This is a genomic window from Spirillospora sp. NPDC048823 (genome assembly GCF_043198445.1).
In the GTDB taxonomy this organism is placed as follows: domain Bacteria; phylum Actinomycetota; class Actinomycetes; order Streptosporangiales; family Streptosporangiaceae; genus Spirillospora.
In genome coordinates this window covers 67,939-85,738 of sequence record NZ_JBICUT010000007.1, presented here as the reverse complement: position 1 = coordinate 85,738, position 17,800 = coordinate 67,939, and the positions used below count along the sequence as shown (strand labels likewise).

Genomic DNA, 17,800 nt, shown 5'->3' with positions numbered 1-17,800 from the left:
AAGTCAGCCGGGGGACAGGAGCGGGCGGCGGTGCCAGAGGTGTTCGGCGCCCGCCGGCCGGACGGCGGCGAGGGCCTGTCCGACGGCGTTCTCCACCGTTCCGCCGGTGTCGACCGCGACCGACTCGGGCCACGGGGCCGCGTCCGCCCGCATGGCCGCGGCGATGCCGGCGTCGGCGTCGGAGATGCCCCGCGAGCGGGCGCGGACCCGCATGCGTTCGGTGGCGACGGATTCGGGGGCCTCGCAGCGGAGGGACATCAGATGCGCATGCTCGCGTTCGGCCACGGCGGCGATCAGATCCCGTTCCTCCTTCGCGGACCAGGACGCGTCCAGGATGACGGTCTCACCGAGCCGGAGCAGGCTCGCCGCGCGTCCGGCCAGCTCGCGGTAGGTGCGCCTGCTCCACTCCGGGGTGTAGATCCCGGTGCCGTAAGCGGCGGCGGCGGAGTCCTCGGGCGGGAGGCCGGCGAGTTCCTTGCGGACGCGGTCGGTACTGAGCAGTGAGCAGCCGAGCCGGTCGGCCAGCGCGCCGGCGAGGGACGTCTTGCCCGTGCCGGGGAGCCCGCCCACCAGGATCAGATCGACCTTCCCCGCGCGCAGATGACGCAGTGCGACGTCGGTGTAGGCGTGCGCCTCGTCGGCGGCCTCCGGGACGCCCTGGCCGTAGCGCAGGCACGCGACCTTGGCGCGGACGAACGCCCGGTACGCGACGTAGTGGTGGCGCAGCGAGGGCGGCGCCGGGTCGGCCGCGAAACCCGCGTACGAGTCGATGAAGCGTTCGGCGAGTCCGGGTGCGCCGAGACGTTCGAGGTCCATGGCGAGGAACGACGCGTCGTCGAGGCCGTCCAGGCTGCGCAGCGTCGGGTCGAATTCCAGGCAGTCGAGGAGGCGCGGCCCGTCGTCCAGGCAGAAGATGTCGCCGGCCAGCAGGTCGCCGTGGCCGTCGACCACCCGGCCGTCGGCGATGCGCGCGTCGAACAGCGCCTCGCGGCCGGCGAGGAAGGCGGTCGTGAGTTCCTCGACCTCGGTGGCCGCCGCGCCGTCGACGGCTCGGTCGTGGAAGGGGCGCACCTGGTCGAAGCTGTCGTTCCAGCGGCCCCGGACGGCGTCGCGGGTGCCCTGGGCGGCGATCTGCGGTCCGCGCGGCGCCTCGGCGTGCCAGGCCGCCAGGATGCGGGCGGTGTCGCGGAGCGCGTCCTCGACCGGCGCGCCGGCCTCCACCAGGGTGGACAGGCGGCGGTCCGCCGGCATCCGCCGCATCACGACCAGGTGGTCGCAGACCTCGCCGCCGCCCGGCGCGTGCACGTCGGAGACACCGAGGTAGACGTCCGGCGCGAAACGCCGGTTGAGCCGGACCTCCTCATGGCATGCCCTCTCGCGCAGCTCCCGCGTGCTGAAGTCGAGGAATCCCACGTCCACCGGTTTCTTGAGCTTGTAGGCCCGGTCGCCCACGAAGAAGACCACGCCGATGTGGGTCTCGCTCACGGCGGCGTTCATCGGTATGACCTCCAGGGGTCTCGGTCGCGTTCAGAAATGGTCGGCGCGGTCCAGGGTGAACCGGATGAATTCGCCGGCCGGCTGTCGCTCACTTCCCCAGGACCAGCCCGCGCTAACTGTGGAGGGGATGGTGTATCCGCCGAAGGCGGCCTCCTCTTCGACGATGACGGAGAACGGGTGCTCTCTGAACGGGCCGTTCCCGGGGCTGCCCCAGCGGGGGAGCGAGACCACCCTGAGCGCCCCGTCCGGCGCCACCGTCAGCGTGACGGCGTGGTCCCGTCCGGCGATGGCCACGTGGGCGCGTGCGCGCTGGTCGTCGACCGGTTCCCAGCGGACCGCCGGCGAAAGCGCCACCGCCGGGACGAAGACGAACTCGCTCGCCAGCCGGCCGGCCGCGCTGAGCGAGATGTCGGGTCCCTTGGCCGACATGACGGGGACGGCGCCCATCAGCCGCCACCGCATCTCGCCCTTCCCGCCGCTGTACCGGTCGTACCCCCGGACCGTGAGGCCGGCGGCGTGCGCGGTCGCCGCCCAGACGAAACCGGACGGCGGGCTGAGGATCTGCGTGGCGTGGAACGAGGGCCACCAGGCGCCGAGCCGGATCCGTCCCCGCATCTCCAGCAGCGCCGCGCCGCGGAGCGGTGTCCCGGCCCGGATGGCGTGGTTCAGCCAGCGCCGGGCGGGTGCGGGCAGGTCCCGCACCATGTCGGGGTCGTAGGGCCTTCCCGGCTCCGAGGGCGTCGCCAGATCGCGCCAGCCGCGCCGGGCGGCGGCCGTCAGCCGCGGCACCGGGACGGGTTTGCGGGGAGCCTCGGCGACCTCGCCGGACGTGGTGGGGCGTTCCGCGAACTGCGTGCTCATCAGCATCTCCCTGGACGAGGTGACCAAGGACAGCGAATCAGCCGGTGCCCCGCGCAAGGAGGGCCGTTGGCCCTCGATCTGCGGACGAAGGTCCCGCGGCCGGGATCCGGCGGCCGGTGATGAGCTCGGGACGCAGGCAGATGTAGTGGTCGCGTTCGCCGGCGGCCCAGGTCTCCAGCGGGAGGCGTTCGAGGACGCGCAGCTCGTCCGGGGCGGTGACATGGCGGGCGGGGCCGATCGCGACGACGGACCAGCCCGTCCGGGCGCCGGTGTCGAACTCGTCGACCTCGAAAGCGACGATCGTGCCGGTGGCGGCGGTCGCGAGCCGCGAGGCGCCGGACGTCCTGATCACGATGTCGGTGCCGTTGAACGCGAAGTTCACCGGCTGGACAGCGGGGAGCGCCTGATGCGTGAACACGATCCGGCCGACGGCCGTGCGGGCGAGCAGGGCCAGGCATTCGTCCCGGTCGAGGATCTCCAGACCGCTGTGATCGAGGTGCATGCCTCCAGGCTTCCGGGGCGGGTATCGGGCCGTCAGGGACGAAGGTCCCCGTGAACGGCCTCGGAAGGCATCAGTCCCGCAGGCCCTTGGACTTCGCGGCATCCGCCTTGAGCTGGGCGGCGAGGGCGGCGGCCTGGGTCCGGCGGCTCATTCCGAGCTTGGAGAACAGGTTGGAGATGTAGTTCTTGACCGTCTTCTCCGCGAGGAACAGGCGTTCGCCGATCTGCCGGTTCGTCAGGCCCTCGCCGATGAGCTCCAGGATGTGGCGTTCCTGCTCGGTCAGGCCCTTCAGCGGGTCCTTCTTCTCCTGCCGGTCGCGCAGCCGCTGCAGCATGCGGGCGGTCGAGCGGGGGTCGAGCAGGGACTGGCCGGTAGCGACGGTACGGACGGCGCCGACCAGGTCCGATCCGTGGATCTGCTTGAGGACGTAGCCGGCGGCCCCGGCCATCACCGCCTCGAAGAGGGCGTCCTCGTCGTCGTAGGAGGTGAGCATCAGGCACGCCAGGTCCGGCATCTGTGACCGCAGTTCCCGGCAGACGCTCACGCCGTCGCCGTCCGGAAGCCGGACGTCGAGGACGGCCACGTCCGGCCGGGACGCGGGGATGCGGGCCAGGGCCTGGGAGGCGTTGCCGGCCTCACCGGCGATCTCGATGTCGTCCTCGGCCGAGAGCAGCGCCGCCACCCCGCGGCGCACGACCTCGTGGTCGTCCACCAGGAACACCCTGATCGGCTCCGCGTTCCCCGGGTCAGTCATCGGCTCTTCTCTCTGCTCGGTGGTGACGGATCAGACGGTACCCGCCGCGCGTGCCGCGACACAGCAGCGGGACGTCCCGCGACCGGAAGGACCTAGGTCCCGGCTGACGCTCTCCGGCAGATGCGGGGATACTGGCGGTGTGGCCGACGAATCTCGTTTCGAAGATGATCGGGCGAGGCTGATTCTGCCCCAGCTTCAGCTGGACGATCTGCTGACCGAACTGCAGGCGCGGCTGGAGACGGCCCGCGCCACCCGCGACCGGGTGCACGCGCTGCTGGAGGCGGTGGTCTCCATCGGCAGCGACCTGGAGCTGGAGACGGTGCTGCACCGGATCATCGAGGCCGCCACGACCCTGGTCGACGCCCGCTACGGCGCCCTCGGGGTGATCGGCGACGACGGCGAGCGGCTGGTCCGGTTCGTCACCACCGGCGTCGGCGACGAGGAGATCACCGAGATCGGCCCGTGGCCGCACGGCCACGGCATCCTCGGGCTGCTGATCAAGGACCCGCGCCCGCTGCGGCTCCCGGACCTGAGCGAGCACGCCGAGTCCTACGGGTTCCCGCCCGGCCACCCGCCGATGCGGACGTTCCTGGGAGTCCCGATCCGGGTGCGGGACGAGGTGTTCGGGAACCTGTACCTCACCGAGAAGGCCGGCGGCGGCGAGTTCGAGGAGGAGGACCAGATCGTGGTGACCGCGCTGGCCACCGCGGCGGGCGTCGCGATCGAGAACGCCCGGCTGTACGAGGAGACCCGGCGGCGGGAGCGGTGGCTGGAGGCGTCGGCGGAGATCTCGACCGCGCTCCTGTCCGGCGTCGGCACGCATCAGGTGACCGCGCTGGTCGCCGAGCGGGCCCGGCAGATCGCCGGCGCCGCGCTCGGCACCGTGGCGCTGGCCGACGAGGACGGGCAGGGCTTCGTGTTCGAGGCCGCGGACGGCGACGGCGCCGACCGGCTCCAGGGGCTGCACATCCCCCGTGATCATTCGGTCATCGGGAGGGTGTTCGCCGAGGGCGCGGCGCTGCGGCTGGCCGGCGCCGAGGCCGCCCGCGAGGACGACGCCCCGGACGGCGAACCGGCGGCCGGCCCGGTGGTGGCGGTCCCGCTCGGCCTCGGGGCCTCCGCGCGCGGCGTGATCTCGGTGATCAACCCGCCGGGCGGCGCGGTGTTCACCGAGGGCACCCAGCGGCTGCTGGAGACGTTCGCGGGGCAGGCGGCGGTGGCGCTGGAACTGGGCGACCGGCGCCGCGACACCGAGCGGCTCGCACTGCTGGAGGACCGCGACCGGATCGCCAAGGACCTGCACGACACCGTCATCCAGCGGCTCTTCGCCACCGCGATGACGCTGATGGCCGTGGGCAAGATCACACAGAAGCGGGAGGTGGCCGTCCGGGTCCAGCGGGCGGTGGACGACCTGGACGACACGATCCGGCAGATCCGCTCGTCCATCTTCGCGCTGCAGACCCCCGCCGACGAGGAGTCGCTGCGCAGCCGCGTCCACGCCCTGGTCGACGCGGCCGCCGAACAGCTCGGCTTCGCGCCCTCGGTCCGGCTGGACGGCCTCCTGGACACCGCCGTCGACGACGAGACCGGCGACCATCTTCTGGCCGTCGTCCGGGAGGCCCTCTCGAACGTGGCCCGGCACGCCCGCGCCACCGAGACCATGGTGGTGATCGACGTCGGCGACGAGGACCTGACCCTCCGCGTCGAGGACGACGGCGTCGGCATCCCCCAGGGCGGCCGCCGCAGTGGCCTGCGCAACATGTCCGACCGCGCCGGGGGACTGGGCGGCGACTGCACCACCCGGGACCGTCCCGGCGGCGGCACCGTCCTCGTCTGGCGCGTCCCCCTGAAGCCCGCATAGAGGGGACCTTCGTCCCGCCGATCATGCGCCGAACGTACCTACGGCCCGCCCGCCGCCCGCGGTTGAGTCATAGGTGAAGCGAAACGGCGATGTGATGGAAGGTGAGACGGCGATGGCAGTCTCCGAGCACAAGGTGCACACGAACCACCAGGGGCACCGGACGCTGGTGCGGGTGATGGCCACCGGGCCGCTGACCGAGTCGCCTGCGGCGCGGTATGTGTGGGCGGCTGCGCGGCTGGCGCTGGGCTGGGTGTTCGCGTGGGCGTTCCTGGACAAGATGTTCGGTCTGGGCCACGAGACCCCCGCCGCCAAGGCGTGGGTCGACGGCGGCAGTCCCACCGAGGGGTTCCTGGCCAACAGCCCTGAGGGCCCGTTCGCGGGGTTCTACAACGACATCGCGGGGGCGGTGTGGGCGGACTGGCTGTTCATGCTGGGCCTGGCCGGCATCGGCGCCGCCCTCATCCTGGGCATCGGGATGCGGCTGGCCGCGGTGGCCGGCACGGCGCTGCTGGTGATGATGTGGACGGCGGTCCTGCCCCCGGCGAACAACCCGTTCATGGACGACCACCTGATCTACGCGATCGTCATCGTCGGGCTGGCCCTGGTCAGCGCCGGTGACACCCTGGGCCTGGGCCGCTGGTGGGGCGAGACCCGCCTGGCCAAGCGGTTCCCCTTCGTCAAGTAACCGCACCGACCCAAGGGGCGCCCCCCGCCGGGCGCCCCTTGATCGTGTTCAAGACTCCGAGAAGTCGTCGCGGGAGAGCCCCTTCTCCGACAGCTTCTCTTCGAGTTCGGCGCCGAGCTCCGTGCGATCGTCAGGCCGCGGCCTGGGTTCCTGCTCGGGGTCGCGACCCCGGTCACCACCCGGCTTCATCACGACCTGGTCCGTGTCCTCTGTTTTCGGCGCGTTCTCTTCAGGCGTGGTCATCTCTGCCCCCCATGGTCCCGGCGGATCACCGGCTATGCCGACATCGCGCTGCTACCCGGCGACGCCCCGCTCTAACGGCCACCGGTGCCGCCGTCCCCACGCCGTGCTCCCCGCCGTCCCCACCGCGACCACCGCTGTTTACGCAGCGTAGCCGCGGGTAACCGGCGTTCGTCGGTGGGGCGGGCATCCGCGGTCAGGAGGAGCGGGCGGTGGCGATTCGGGGGGCGTCCCTGGCCAGGACGGTGCTGAGCGTGCCGGTCGCCGCGGCGGATACGGCGTCCACGCTGGCCGTACGAGGAGCGAAGGCGGGAGTGCGGGCCCGGCCCGTGCGGCCCGTGCGCAAGGCCGTGGACGAGGGCGCGCACGGCGCCTCCCGGGCCGCGGGCGCGCTCGCCGCCCTGGCCGCCGGAGGCACCCGGCGGCGCGTGTGGGCGCACGGCGGACATGCTCACATCCAGGTGAACGGCCTGTCGGGCGGCGGGCGGCCGCACCGGCGGTACGTGCGGGCCCTGACGGGGGCGCTGCAGCGGCTGGACGGCGTGGACTGGGCCGAGGTGAACGCGGTCACCGGCCACATCCTGGTGGCGTACGCGGAACCCGACGTGGCCCTGAGCACCCTGGTGGCGGCGGTCCAGGACGTGGAGAAGGCGCACGACGCCGCCCGGTTCGACGAGGACGCGCACGCGTGCCGCCCCGACGACGAGATGGCGTGGGCGGCGGCCGTGTCCGCCCTCGCGGCGGACTGCGTGGGGTCGGCCGCCGCCACGGCGGCCAGGCTGCTGGCCCTTCCGCCGATGCCGAGCCCGGTGCGGGCGGCGGTGTCGCTGGTGGACTCGATGCCGCGGGTGCGGACGGCGCTGGAGCGGCGGCTCGGCGGGCCGCGCACCGATGCCCTGCTCGGGGCCGCCAACGCCGTCGTCCAGGGGGCCGGGCAGGGCGTGGCCCCGCTGGCCTCGGACGCCGTGCACCGGGTGTTCCAGCTCTACGAGATCGGGGCGCGCCGCGAGGCGTGGCGGCGCCGCGAGCCGCATCTCGCGGTGGCCGGGCGGCAGCCGCAGGAGTGCGGGACCCGGGTCCGGCGGCCGTGCCCCCTGCCGGACGGCCCGGTGGAGAAGACCGGGAACCGCACGGCGCTCGGACATCTGCTGGGCGGATCCGGCGTCATGGCGGCCACGGGGGACGCGTCCCGCGCCGCCGACCTGCTGCTGGCGACCATGCCCAAGGCGGCGCGGCACGGCCGGGAGGCGTTCGCCGCGGTGCTGGCGCACGACCTCGCCGGCCGCGGCGCGGTGGTGCTGGACCCGGCCGCGCTGCGCCGGCTCGACCGGGTCGGCGCGGTGGTGATCGACTCCGCGGTGCTGTGCGCGGGGCGGCCGCGGCTGCTGTCGGCGGACGCCACCGGCGACGGCCTGGACGACGCGGGCGTGTGGCGCGTGGCCGGCACGCTGCTCGCCGGCCTCGGCGCCGGAGACCTGGCCGGGCCCGGCCCGTGGCAGGCCGGGCGGTCCGGCGGCGAGGGCGGCGACCCGGACACGGCGCCGGAATGGCGCCTGGTCAGGACGGCGGACGGTGGTCCCGCCGACCCGCCGGGCACCGCACTGGACCTGCTGGACGGACAAGACCGGCGGTGCGGCCATGTGCAGGTGGGCTGCTCGCTCGATCCGCTGGCCGAGGCGCTGCTGGCGGCGGCGCACGAGGCGGCCGACGTGGTCGTCCTGACCGAGCACGCCAGCACGAGGGAGCTGGTGGCCTGGGGCGACGACTCCCCGGTGGCCGCCCGTGACCTGGCGGACTCCGTGCGCGCCCTGCAGCGCGAGGGCCACGGGGTCCTGGTGATCGCCCGCGGTCAGGACCGGGCGCTGGACGCGGCCGACGTCGGAGTGAGCGTGCTGTGCGGCGACGGGTCGGCCGACTGGCGCGCCGACCTGGTGTGCGGCCCGGGACTCGGTGAGGCGTGGCGGTTGCTGACGGCGGTCCGGCCGGCGAGGCGCGCCAGTGACCGCGCCGCGGAGCTGTCCCTGAGCGCGTCGGCGCTCGGCGCGCTCCTGCTCGCCGGGGGACGGCCCCGGCGCCGCGGGATCGCGTACTGGCGCGACCTCCCGCCGGTGCACGTGGCGGGCATGATGGCGATGCTGGCCAACGCGGTCAGCGCCCGGCGGCTGGACCACCGGCCGCTGCCGCCGCCCGTCGTCCGCGACGCCTGGCACGCCCTCACCGCCGAGGAGGTCTTCGGGCGGTTGTACCGCACCGCCGCCGAACCCGCGCCCGGCGAAACCGGGACGCGGGGCCCGGGTTCGCGTGCCGCCGCCGTCCGCGCCGGGCTGGCGGCGGTGCCGCCCCTGCAATGGACGGTGGTCCGGCCGGTCGGGGCGGGCCTGCGCCTGGCGGCGGCGGTGCGGCAGGAACTCGACGATCCGCTGACCCCCGTGCTCGCGCTCGGCGCGGCGGCGTCCGCCGTGGTGGGGTCGAGCGTGGACGCGCTGCTGGTCACCGGGGTCATGACGGGCAACGCCGTCATCGGGGGCGTGCAGCGGATGCGGGCGGAGCGCGTCCTGGGCGAACTGCTCCTGGGACAGCAGGTCGCCGCCCGCCGCCTGCGGGACGGCGCCGCCCGCCCCCCGCGGGACGGCGCAGCCCGCCCCCCGCGGCCCGGCGCCGGGGACCCGGACGCGTTCGCGTATCTGCGGTCCGCCGCCACCGAGCAGCTCCCGGCCGGCCGCCTGCGGATCGGCGATGTGATCCACTTGCGCCCCGAGGACGTCGTGCCGGCGGACGCCCGGCTGCTGTGGGCGGAGTCGCTGGAGGTGGACGAGGCGACGCTCACCGGGGAGTCGGTGCCCGTCGGCAAGAGCATCGAGCCGGCGCCGGGCGCCGACCCGGCCGACCGGTACTGCATGGTCTACGAGGGCACCACCGTCGTCGCCGGCGGCGCGGTCGCCCTCGTCGTCGCCACCGCCGAGGCCACCGAGACCGGCCGGGCCGCGGCCCTGGCCGGGGCGGCGGACGCCTCGTCCAGCATGCAGGCGCATCTCGCCGAACTCACCCACCAGGCCCTCCCCGCCACCCTCCTCGGCGGCGCGTCCGTCACCGCGCTGGGCATGCTGCGCGGCCTGCCGCTGCACCGCGCCCTCGAATCGGGCATCGCCGTCGCCGTGGCCGCCGTCCCCGAAGGACTGCCCCTGGTCGCCACCCTGTCGCAGCTCGCGGCGGCACGGCGGCTGTCGCGCCTCGGCGTGCTGGTCCGCTCCACCCGCGCGCTCGAAGCGCTGGGCCGCGTCGACACCCTGTGCTTCGACAAGACCGGCACCCTCACCGAGGGCAGGCTCCGCCTGGTCCGAGCCGCCGGCCCGGCACGGCCGCTCCCGCTCACCGGCGCCGGCGGGCGGCGCATCCTCCGGGTCGCCGCGCGGGCCTGCCCGCCGCCGCACGGCAGGCGGGTCGCGCACGCCACCGACCGGGCCGTGCTGGAGTCCGCCGGCGATCTGCCGCCGGACACCCGGTGGACCCTGGACGAGGAACTGCCCTTCGAGGCCACCCGCGGGTTCTCCGCCTCACTCGGACGCGACGGCGGCCGGCCGGTCATCGCGGTCAAGGGCGCCCCCGAGGTGGTCCTGGCCCGGTGCGCCCGGATCCATGTCCCCGGCGACGCCGCCGACCGGGACGAGCCGCTCACCGCGGCCCGCCGCCGCGCCGCCGCCGCGATCGTCCGGCGCCTGGCCGGGCAGGGCCTGCGCGTCCTCGCCGTCGCCGAGGCCCCCGACCCGGGCCGGGTGCACGGCGAGATCGCCGGCCACGTCGAGGGTCTGACCCTGCTGGGTTTCGTCGGCATCGCCGACACGCCGCGTCCCACCGCCGAGGACGCGGTGCGGCGGCTGTGCGCCGCGGGAGTGCGCACCACCATGATCACCGGTGACCATCCGGCCACCGCCGGGGCCGTCGCCGCCGAGCTCGGCATCCCCGACGCCGACCGGGTCCTCACCGGAACCGAGCTCGACGCCATGACCGCCGGCGAACGGCGCCGGGCCGTCCAGCGCGCCGCCGTCTTCGCCCGTGTCTCCCCGGCTCAGAAGGTGCGCATCGTGAAGGACCTGCGCAGGTCCGGCCGGGTGGTCGCGATGACGGGCGACGGCGTCAACGACGCCGCCGCGATCCGCCGCGCCGACGTCGGCATCGCGGTCGCCGGACGCGGCTCCGGCGCGGCCCGCACCGCGGCCGACCTCGTCCTCACGGCACCGGACAACGCGCTGATCCTGGACGCGCTCCGCGAAGGCCGTGCCCTGTGGCACAGCGTCCGCGACGCCGCCGCCATCCTCGTCGGCGGCAACGCGGGGGAGGTGTCCTTCACCATCCTCGGGACGGCCCTGAGCGGGGACGCCCCGCTCAGCACCCGGCAGCTGCTCGTCGTGAACATGCTCACCGACATGCTCCCGGCGCTGGCCGTGGCGCTCACACCCGCCGGCCACGGAGCCGACGACGCGGAGCCGCTCGGCGGGGCGCCCGTCCACGGCTTCAGCGGCCACGACATGCGGTCCGCGCTCGCCGTGCGCGGCGCCGCCACCGCGGCCGCCGCCCTGGTCTCCTGGCAGGCCGGCAGGCTGACCGGCCTGATCCCCGGCGGGCGCCGCAGGGCGTCCACGATGGCTCTGGCGGCTCTGGTCGGCGCCCAGCTCGGCCAGACCCTCATCGCCCGCAGGCACAGCCCCCTCGTCATGGCCACCTGTGTGGTCTCGGCGGGTGCACTGTTCGCCGTCGTCGAGATACCGGGTCTCAGCGGGTTCTTCGGCTGCACCCCGCTGGGGCCGGGCGCCTGGCTGGTCGTCACGGCGGCCGCCGCGGCGGCGACACTGGGAGCCGCCATCGCCCCGCGGCTGCTGCCGGCCGCATCCGTCACGTCCGGGGCGGACGGTCGCCGTACACGCGATACGGCTCCGCATCGTCCCACCTGACCTGGAGGCCCAGCCCTGGACGGTCGGTGGCGGGCACGAGCATGCCGTCCCCGGGTTCGAGGATCCCGTCGAAAAGCAGACGCTCCACGCGAACGTGGTCGTGGAAGTACTCAAGGTGCCGGAGCCGCTTCACCGCGCAGAACGCATGCGCGGAGACCGCCGGCGCGCAGTGCGCCGACAGGTCGATCTGCTGAACCGACGCGAGCCCCGCCACCTGGAGAAGCCCCGTGATCCCGCCGCAGCGGGTGACGTCGGCCTGCAGGCAGTCCACGGCGGGCCCGTCGAGCAGCTCGGCGAAGTCCTTCAGGACGAATCCGTACTCCCCGGCCGCCACGTCCAGACCCCCTGGCCCCTGGTCGCGCACCAGCCGCAACCCCGCGGGGTCGTCGGAGGAGACCGGTTCCTCGAACCAGCGGACGTCCCACTCCTCGGCGAACCGCCGCGCCCAGTACAGGGCCTCCTTGCGGGTCAGGGCCCCGTTGGCGTCGGCGAACAGCTCCGGCCCGGGCCCGATCGCCTCCCGGACGGCCGTCAGCCGCCGCGGATCGTCCCCGGGCCTGCGGGACGTCTTCAGCTTCACCCGCCCGATGCCCTGCTCGACCCAGCCGGCGAGCTGGCTGGTGAGCCGCTCCAGGGAGTAGTTCGTGAACCCCCCGCTGCCGTAGACGGGCACCCGGTCGTGGAAGGCCGGCAGCACCTGGACGAGCGGGAGGCCGAGGATCCGCGCCTTGAGGTCCCACAGCGCGATGTCGACGGCGGACACCGCCATCGCCCCGGCACCGGGACGTCCGGCGTTCCGGATCCCGGCGAACATGCGATGCCAGGCCACCGCCGGCGTGAGCGCGTCACCGCCCCGGACGATGGACGCCAGCGTCGACTCCACGAACGCGGCGACCGAGACGTCCCCGTAGGTATAGCCGATCCCGGTATGCCCCTCGGCCTGCACCTCCACGAGGATCACGGTCGTGGAGTTCCACCGGAGCGTGCCGTCCTCCTCGGCCCCGCCGGGCCCATCGGTGGAGACCTCGAACGCGTGGGTCCGCACTCCATCGACTCTGACGCCCACCACAGCCCCCCTCCGCCGATCGCCCGGCTCCGCGCCGCAACCCGGTAACGGCTACCCGGCGAGCCCGGCCGAAATGATCCGCGGCCGGCCCGCGGCTATCGCATCGCGTAGCCGCCGACCCGGTCCTCCATGTCGGCCCGTTGTCCGGATGCCTCCATGGCCTGCTCCCGCGTCTCCTCCATGCGCAGAGCGACCCCCATCGCGAAGAACGTCGGTGCCCACTCGCCGATGAAGATGCCCCACCTGTCAGCGCGGTCCAGGCCCGCGGCCTCCAGCCGGTTGGACGCGATCCACGAGGTGAACGCGAGCCCGATCGAGGCGATGCCCGCCGTGTACATCAGATTGGACCGCACGCCCCATTTGTGCAGTGTGTTGATCATCATTCCTCCCCTGTGACGCAGCCGGACTACCCCATGACGCACTCCGCACGCCGCCGCTGACCGCTTCTTTGCCCCCAGGACATGCGCTTGTGGGGGATCACGTCCCGCCGCCGGTCGTCAGCCTGTGAGATCGACGACACCACCAAACCCGAGATCCTGCGCGCCTACCGCCGCAGACTCGGCCTCGTGCCGTTCGTCCGCGACGCCTTCGACGCCACCGGCCACACTCCGACTCTGGGGAGCAGTCCTGAATGATCCCCACCACCGGCTCTAGGACACGCGATACGAGGGCTGCGGCTTCTGGGAGTGCTGCACCGATCCATGGGAGGTGCGGTCCTACTTGGAGGCGGCCGCCCACGTTCTACCTCGGCGCGATGCTCGCCGCTTCCGCGCCATGCTGGCTCATCTGGACGAGCGCTGGTGACTCAGGCGCGATCGGGCACGCGGTCACCCACGCGTGTTCGCGAACGGGCGGATCCTGGCACCCTGTCCGAATGGACGACGATTGCTTCACGCTCACCCTGATCGGCTACTGGTGGAGCGAACGAGAGCCCCGCTGGCCGGACCCTCACCGGTGGGTAGATCCCTCATGGGACAGTGCCGAGCGTGAACGGGTCGCGGACTATCTGGACCAAGGCCGGCGCGCTCCCTGGGCCGCCGCTGGCAAGTCCACGTGTCGCATCTGCGGTGAGTCTGTCGGGAGCCTTGAGCTGCTGGACGGCAAGTATCTGTGGCCGGAGGGGCTCGGGCACTACGTCCGCGAGCACTCGGTACGGCTACCGCAAGCCGTCCTTGATCGCGTCGCGAGGTGGGAACAACCCGAGAGCTGGACGGTTGAGACGGACTGGTGGAGGCGGCAGGGAGCGGCGTAGCCGCCGTCATCCCCCGCCTCCCTCCCCCAGGCCGACTCGGCCGTTCGGGATCGTGCACGTGAGCGGTCCGTGTCTCCGGACGGCTGGCTTCGCAGAGCTTGGAAGTCTCCGGGGACTGTGTAGCACCTGGCCGAGTGCGGTCATAATGTGCGCGCCGGCGCCATCAGTCGTGGAACCTGAGGCGTCGGGAGCGGGCCGGGGGAGGCCAAATGGAAACAGGGAAACAATTGGAATGGCTGCGAGGTGGCGAGGGCGCGCAACGGGTCTTCGGCGAGCCATACGACAGGCCCGATGGCGCCACGGTGATTCCGGTCGCCCAGGTCACCGGCGGCAGATGCCCGCGGGCCACGCCGCTCGGCGTCTTCGTCGTCCACGAAGGCAGGGCGTCCTGGACACCAGCAGTAGACGGGACCCGGATCGCGCTGCTGGGCGGGCTGATCGGGCTCGTCGCCGCGGGACTGGCGACCGCAGCGGTACTACGTCGGCCGCCCTGGCCGGATATATCGATTCACAAGATCATGAAAAACCACTGAGCGTCCCGACACCTTGCGCAGGTAGGCCAGGGTCATCAGGGCCTGCTTGCCCGGGTGCAGGCACCGGCCCTTGCTCCCAACGGCCCGGCGGTGGCGGCGCACCACCCCGGTGGCGTAGGCCAGGTCTGACGCGGCAACGGCAGCGAAGCACGGTACAAAAGCATGTGAGGCCTCTGGTGGGGACGGGGGTTGTGAGAGATCAACCGTCCTACCAGGGGTTTCTTGACGTCCGGCACCGCCCACGCCGTCCGCCAGCTCCCGAACCATGATCCACGTAGCCGCGATCGACTTGATGAGCCGCCGCCTCACCGGCGAAGCCACTTGAGGGACTCCACGCTCACATTGTTACGTTTCGCCCCGGTGCGGATCAGGCGTAGGCCACAGCCGGACTACACCTGATCTGACTCAGTGAGGCACGAAGCGCTACACCCTTGCGGGATAGCCCGAAGGAAGTGGGGCCACTACCCGTCCGTTGCCTTTACGTCTTCCTGCTCCCCACCCGTCACGGAGAGGGCGTTGTCGATGAGGACGGTGGCGATGGCGGCGGCGGTGGGGAAGGACTCGGCGTTGAGGACTCGGGTGCGGGCCGAGGCGCCATCGAGGAGCAGCGCCAGTTGTTCGCCGAGCTGTTCGGGGTCGGTGGCGCCGGCTTCGCGGGCCGTTTCGGCGAGCCGCGCGGCGATGGCGAGCTTGTATTCGCGGGCGTATTCGGACGCGGGGTGTCGGGGGTCGTGCATTTCGACGGTAGCCGCGATGTAGGGGCAAAGGGGCGTGAGCTCGTCTGGGCCGGACGTGGGCATCTCGAAGGCGGCGAGGAGCCGTTCGCGGGGTGTGAGGTCGGTGCGGTCGAACACCGCGGCCATGAGGCCGGGATCGAACCGGCGCAGGTATTCGACGACCAGCTCGTCCTTGCAGGTGAAGTGCTGGTAGGCCGTGCGCTTGGAGACCTGGGCCACTGCGCAGAGCTCGTTCATACCGGTGCGGTTGATGCCCTGAGTCCGAAACAGCTGCTGTGACGCGCTGAGAATGCGCTCGCGCGCGCCCCTGCCGCGACGCCGGCCTTGGGGGCCCTTCTCCAACTTCGTCATGCCTGCATCGTACCTCAGTTCGGTACCGCTCGGTTTACATAGCTTGCGCTCCCGTCGATGGGCGGATACGTTACGTACACAGATCGGTTTACCAGAGAGTGAGTGGTTATGGGAAAGCTCGATGGCAAGGTGGCGGTGATCACGGGCGCGTCGACCGGCATGGCGCTGGCCGGCGCGAAGCTGTTCGTTGAGGAGGGGGCACACGTCTTCATCACCGGCCGGCGGCAGGAGGCGCTGGATGAGGCGGTGAAGGTGATCGGCCGGAACGTGACCGCCGTGCAGGGTGACGCGTCCGACCTGGCCGACCTGGACCGTTTGTACGAGACGGTCAGGTGGGAGAAGGGCTCGATCGACGTGCTGTGGGCGAGTGCCGGGACGGGGGAGCAGGGCGAACTCGGTGAGATCACCGAGGAGCAGTTCGACCGTGCGTTCTGGCTGAACGCGCGCGGCACGTTGTTCACGGTGCAGAAGGCGCTGCCGCTGCTCAACGACGGTGGCTCGATCTTCATGACCGGGTCGAACGCTTCGCTGAGGGGCTTCCCCGGGTGGAGTGTGTATGCGGGGAGCAAGGCCGTCCAGCAGGCGTGGGCCCGTGTGTGGCTGAACGAGCTGAGGGACCGGCGGCTCCGGGTGAACGTGCTCACCCCCGGCCAGGTCGCCACGGCCAAGCAGGAGGAGCTGTTCGACGGGGAGACCAAGAAGCAGTTCGAGTCCCTGATCCCGCGGCGCGAGATGGGCCGCCCCGAGGAGATCGCCACGGTCGCGCTGTTCCTCGCCTCGGACGACTCAAGCTACGTGAACGGACTGGAACTGACCACCGACGGCGGCACCACGGTGATCTGAACGAACACACCGGTATACGCCACACACTCGCGAAAAAAGGCAGTCGTCAGGGCCGAGGAACTGAGCCTCGAATGCGGAGCGGCGTGACTCTGCACCACGAATCAAAGCGATATTTCGAGAACAAGGAAGAGGCACTTCATGAGCAGCATCAGCATCATCGGCACCGGGAACATGGCCCGTACGATCGGCGCGCTGGCGGTGGCCGGCGGCAACACCGTCGAGGTCATGGGCCGCGATCACGACAAGGCCGCTGACCTGGCCAAGGCTCTCGGCGGCGGCGCCACGACGGGAGAGTGGGGTGCCGTTCCGGCCGGCGACATCGTCATCGCGGCCCTGTTGTCCGACAATGTCGTTCCGGTCGTCGCCCACTACGGAGACGCCCTCGCGGGCAAGGTCATTATTGATATCAGCAACCCTTTCAACGCCACGGCCGACGGTCTGGCCCACCCCGGGGTCACCTCGATCGCGCAGAAAGCCGCAAAGGCGGCCCCGGCCAGTGCCAGCGTGGTGAAGGGATTCAACACCATTTTCCGTCATGTCCTGGAGCAGGGCCGGCCCGACGTTTTCATCGCTGGCGACGATACGCAGGCCAAGGCGGCCGTGGAGGCGTTCATCAAGAGCCTCGGGATGCGTCCGATGGACGTCGGCGGCCTGGACATGGCGCACTGGCTGGAAGGAGCGGGTGTGCTCACCATGGGCCTCGCACGTCACGGGGTGGGCGGCTGGAACTTCTCCCTCGGCGTCACCGAACTTCCCGCTTGAGCCGTCCCCGGAGGAGGTACTCGCGATGAAGCTTGGATCGTCCAGGCTCGGCGAAGCCGCCAACACGCCCAGAGCGCGATCAAGCCCGTCAACGGGCTTCCTCGTCCGGACGATCACGGCCGCCCCTGAGCAGTGCAACACCCTCAGCGCATCCTGAACCAGACGCCCGGACGAGAGAGTTTCCCTGCAGGTGATCCGTGTGGGGTCAGCTACTGCATAGTCACCGCTGACCTACCTCTACCGCTCGGGCAGAAGCGAATTGAAAAGACGTCTGCGACTGAAGGTCCGGTTCCCCGGCGGGAGCCGGGCCTCCGGCGTTGGGGCCGCCGTGTCGATCTCCGCTGAGGGCGGTCGCAACATGATCACGAAGATTCGAAAATGAACCAGGATGATACTCAGTCCCAGGGGAAGGGTATGAGGCTGTGATGCCCGGCGACGACGGGTGCGGCACGGTGACGGCCAGTTGCGGCAGATCGGCTGCGGTTGCGTCACTGACGGGTTGACACAATGCGCGAGGGTCCCCCTCGATCCCATTTTCCGTGCCTACCGGCATCGTCTATCGGAATACCAGTGGTGGAGGTGATCGTGTGGCCGCTGTCAAAGTCCCAGGTGAAGCGGACCGGCGTGCCGCAAAAGAGGACATGGACACAGGCGGGTTGCTCACTGAAGGCGCCGCCTTCCTCATGGCGTTCAAGAAGGACGACGGCGGGTGAGGGCTGTGTGCGCCTATCTGGCATCCTGCCGCGTGAAGACGCGTCAGGCCACGCTCGACAAGCGTCTCCCTCCGGACCGGTATCCCAGCCGAGGACGTCGAACGACTCGGCGGCATCAGCGAGGAAACCTGATCAACGCGGCCGACGCGGCCGACGCGATGACCGCAAGCGCCATCAGTCGGAAGCAGGCCCCG

The 17,800-nt window shown here is 72.2% G+C and carries 16 protein-coding genes; 8 read left to right on the top strand and 8 right to left on the bottom strand.

The window, feature by feature from the left end; all coding sequences use genetic code 11:
* Nucleotides 1–3: 3 nt before the first annotated feature.
* The 4 genes from ACGFK0_RS18165 to ACGFK0_RS18150 all read right to left on the bottom strand — a co-directional run bounded on the left by ACGFK0_RS18165 (nucleotide 4) and on the right by ACGFK0_RS18150 (nucleotide 3,614).
* Nucleotides 4–1,497 carry an AAA family ATPase gene (locus ACGFK0_RS18165; protein ID WP_392906107.1) on the bottom strand — a complete coding sequence of 498 codons (1,494 nt, stop codon included), beginning with the start codon at nucleotides 1,495–1,497 and terminating at the stop codon, nucleotides 4–6.
* A 30-nt stretch (nucleotides 1,498–1,527) separates the two neighbouring features.
* Nucleotides 1,528–2,358 (bottom strand): DUF6544 family protein, encoded by an 831-nt coding sequence (locus ACGFK0_RS18160; protein ID WP_392906106.1) that lies wholly within the window; start codon nucleotides 2,356–2,358, stop codon nucleotides 1,528–1,530.
* Nucleotides 2,359–2,395: 37 nt separating this feature from the next.
* Nucleotides 2,396–2,860, bottom strand: coding sequence for a pyridoxamine 5'-phosphate oxidase family protein (locus tag ACGFK0_RS18155; protein ID WP_392906105.1), 465 nt, complete (start codon nucleotides 2,858–2,860; stop codon nucleotides 2,396–2,398).
* 70 nt (nucleotides 2,861–2,930) lie between these two features.
* On the bottom strand, nucleotides 2,931–3,614 hold the full coding sequence (locus ACGFK0_RS18150) for a response regulator (RefSeq protein ID WP_392906104.1): 684 nt from the start codon (nucleotides 3,612–3,614) through the stop codon (nucleotides 2,931–2,933).
* Between the two features lie 139 nt (nucleotides 3,615–3,753).
* On the opposite strand from ACGFK0_RS18150, the gene ACGFK0_RS18145 reads away from it, so the two are divergent.
* A complete protein-coding gene (locus ACGFK0_RS18145; RefSeq protein ID WP_392906102.1) occupies nucleotides 3,754–5,475 on the top strand; it encodes a GAF domain-containing protein in 1,722 nt (573 codons plus the stop codon).
* A 112-nt stretch (nucleotides 5,476–5,587) separates the two neighbouring features.
* Nucleotides 5,588–6,160, top strand: coding sequence for a hypothetical protein (locus ACGFK0_RS18140; RefSeq protein WP_392906100.1), 573 nt, complete (start codon nucleotides 5,588–5,590; stop codon nucleotides 6,158–6,160).
* Nucleotides 6,161–6,208: 48 nt separating this feature from the next.
* Here the strand turns inward: ACGFK0_RS18140 and ACGFK0_RS18135 are convergent, their stop codons facing one another.
* Nucleotides 6,209–6,403, bottom strand: coding sequence for a hypothetical protein (locus ACGFK0_RS18135; RefSeq protein ID WP_392906099.1), 195 nt, complete (start codon nucleotides 6,401–6,403; stop codon nucleotides 6,209–6,211).
* A gap of 209 nt (nucleotides 6,404–6,612) precedes the next feature.
* Between ACGFK0_RS18135 and ACGFK0_RS18130 the strand changes: the two genes are divergently transcribed.
* Nucleotides 6,613–11,349, top strand: a complete 4,737-nt coding sequence (locus ACGFK0_RS18130) for an HAD-IC family P-type ATPase (RefSeq protein ID WP_392906097.1) — start codon at nucleotides 6,613–6,615, stop codon at nucleotides 11,347–11,349.
* Here ACGFK0_RS18130 and ACGFK0_RS18125 read toward each other — a convergent pair.
* Both ACGFK0_RS18125 and ACGFK0_RS18120 read right to left on the bottom strand, forming a co-directional pair.
* Complete coding sequence (locus ACGFK0_RS18125; RefSeq protein WP_392906095.1) at nucleotides 11,291–12,394, bottom strand: enolase C-terminal domain-like protein; 1,104 nt, start codon at nucleotides 12,392–12,394, stop codon at nucleotides 11,291–11,293. The two genes, ACGFK0_RS18130 and ACGFK0_RS18125, sit on opposite strands and share 59 nt — an antisense overlap.
* Before the next feature lie 116 nt (nucleotides 12,395–12,510).
* Nucleotides 12,511–12,795: a hypothetical protein gene (locus tag ACGFK0_RS18120; protein WP_392906093.1), complete on the bottom strand. Its 285-nt coding sequence runs from the start codon at nucleotides 12,793–12,795 to the stop codon at nucleotides 12,511–12,513.
* Nucleotides 12,796–12,882: 87 nt separating this feature from the next.
* Here ACGFK0_RS18120 and ACGFK0_RS18115 point away from each other — a divergent pair, with 87 nt between their 5' ends.
* Together ACGFK0_RS18115 and ACGFK0_RS18110 are read left to right on the top strand one after the other, a co-directional pair.
* A complete protein-coding gene (locus ACGFK0_RS18115) occupies nucleotides 12,883–13,050 on the top strand; it encodes a hypothetical protein (RefSeq protein ID WP_392906091.1) in 168 nt (55 codons plus the stop codon).
* An 826-nt stretch (nucleotides 13,051–13,876) separates the two neighbouring features.
* Nucleotides 13,877–14,200, top strand: coding sequence for a hypothetical protein (locus tag ACGFK0_RS18110; protein ID WP_392906089.1), 324 nt, complete (start codon nucleotides 13,877–13,879; stop codon nucleotides 14,198–14,200).
* A 461-nt stretch (nucleotides 14,201–14,661) separates the two neighbouring features.
* On the opposite strand, the gene ACGFK0_RS18105 is transcribed toward ACGFK0_RS18110, so the two are convergent.
* Complete coding sequence (locus ACGFK0_RS18105; RefSeq protein WP_392906088.1) at nucleotides 14,662–15,288, bottom strand: TetR/AcrR family transcriptional regulator; 627 nt, start codon at nucleotides 15,286–15,288, stop codon at nucleotides 14,662–14,664.
* Nucleotides 15,289–15,396: 108 nt separating this feature from the next.
* On the opposite strand from ACGFK0_RS18105, the gene ACGFK0_RS18100 reads away from it, so the two are divergent.
* From ACGFK0_RS18100 to ACGFK0_RS18090, 3 genes are all read left to right on the top strand, one after another.
* Entirely contained in the window at nucleotides 15,397–16,131 is a 735-nt protein-coding gene (locus ACGFK0_RS18100; protein WP_392906087.1) for an SDR family NAD(P)-dependent oxidoreductase, read from the top strand.
* A 138-nt stretch (nucleotides 16,132–16,269) separates the two neighbouring features.
* Nucleotides 16,270–16,893 carry an NADPH-dependent F420 reductase gene (locus ACGFK0_RS18095; protein ID WP_392906086.1) on the top strand — a complete coding sequence of 208 codons (624 nt, stop codon included), beginning with the start codon at nucleotides 16,270–16,272 and terminating at the stop codon, nucleotides 16,891–16,893.
* 587 nt (nucleotides 16,894–17,480) lie between these two features.
* Entirely contained in the window at nucleotides 17,481–17,606 is a 126-nt protein-coding gene (locus tag ACGFK0_RS18090; RefSeq protein WP_392906084.1) for a hypothetical protein, read from the top strand.
* Nucleotides 17,607–17,800: the final 194 nt, after the last annotated feature.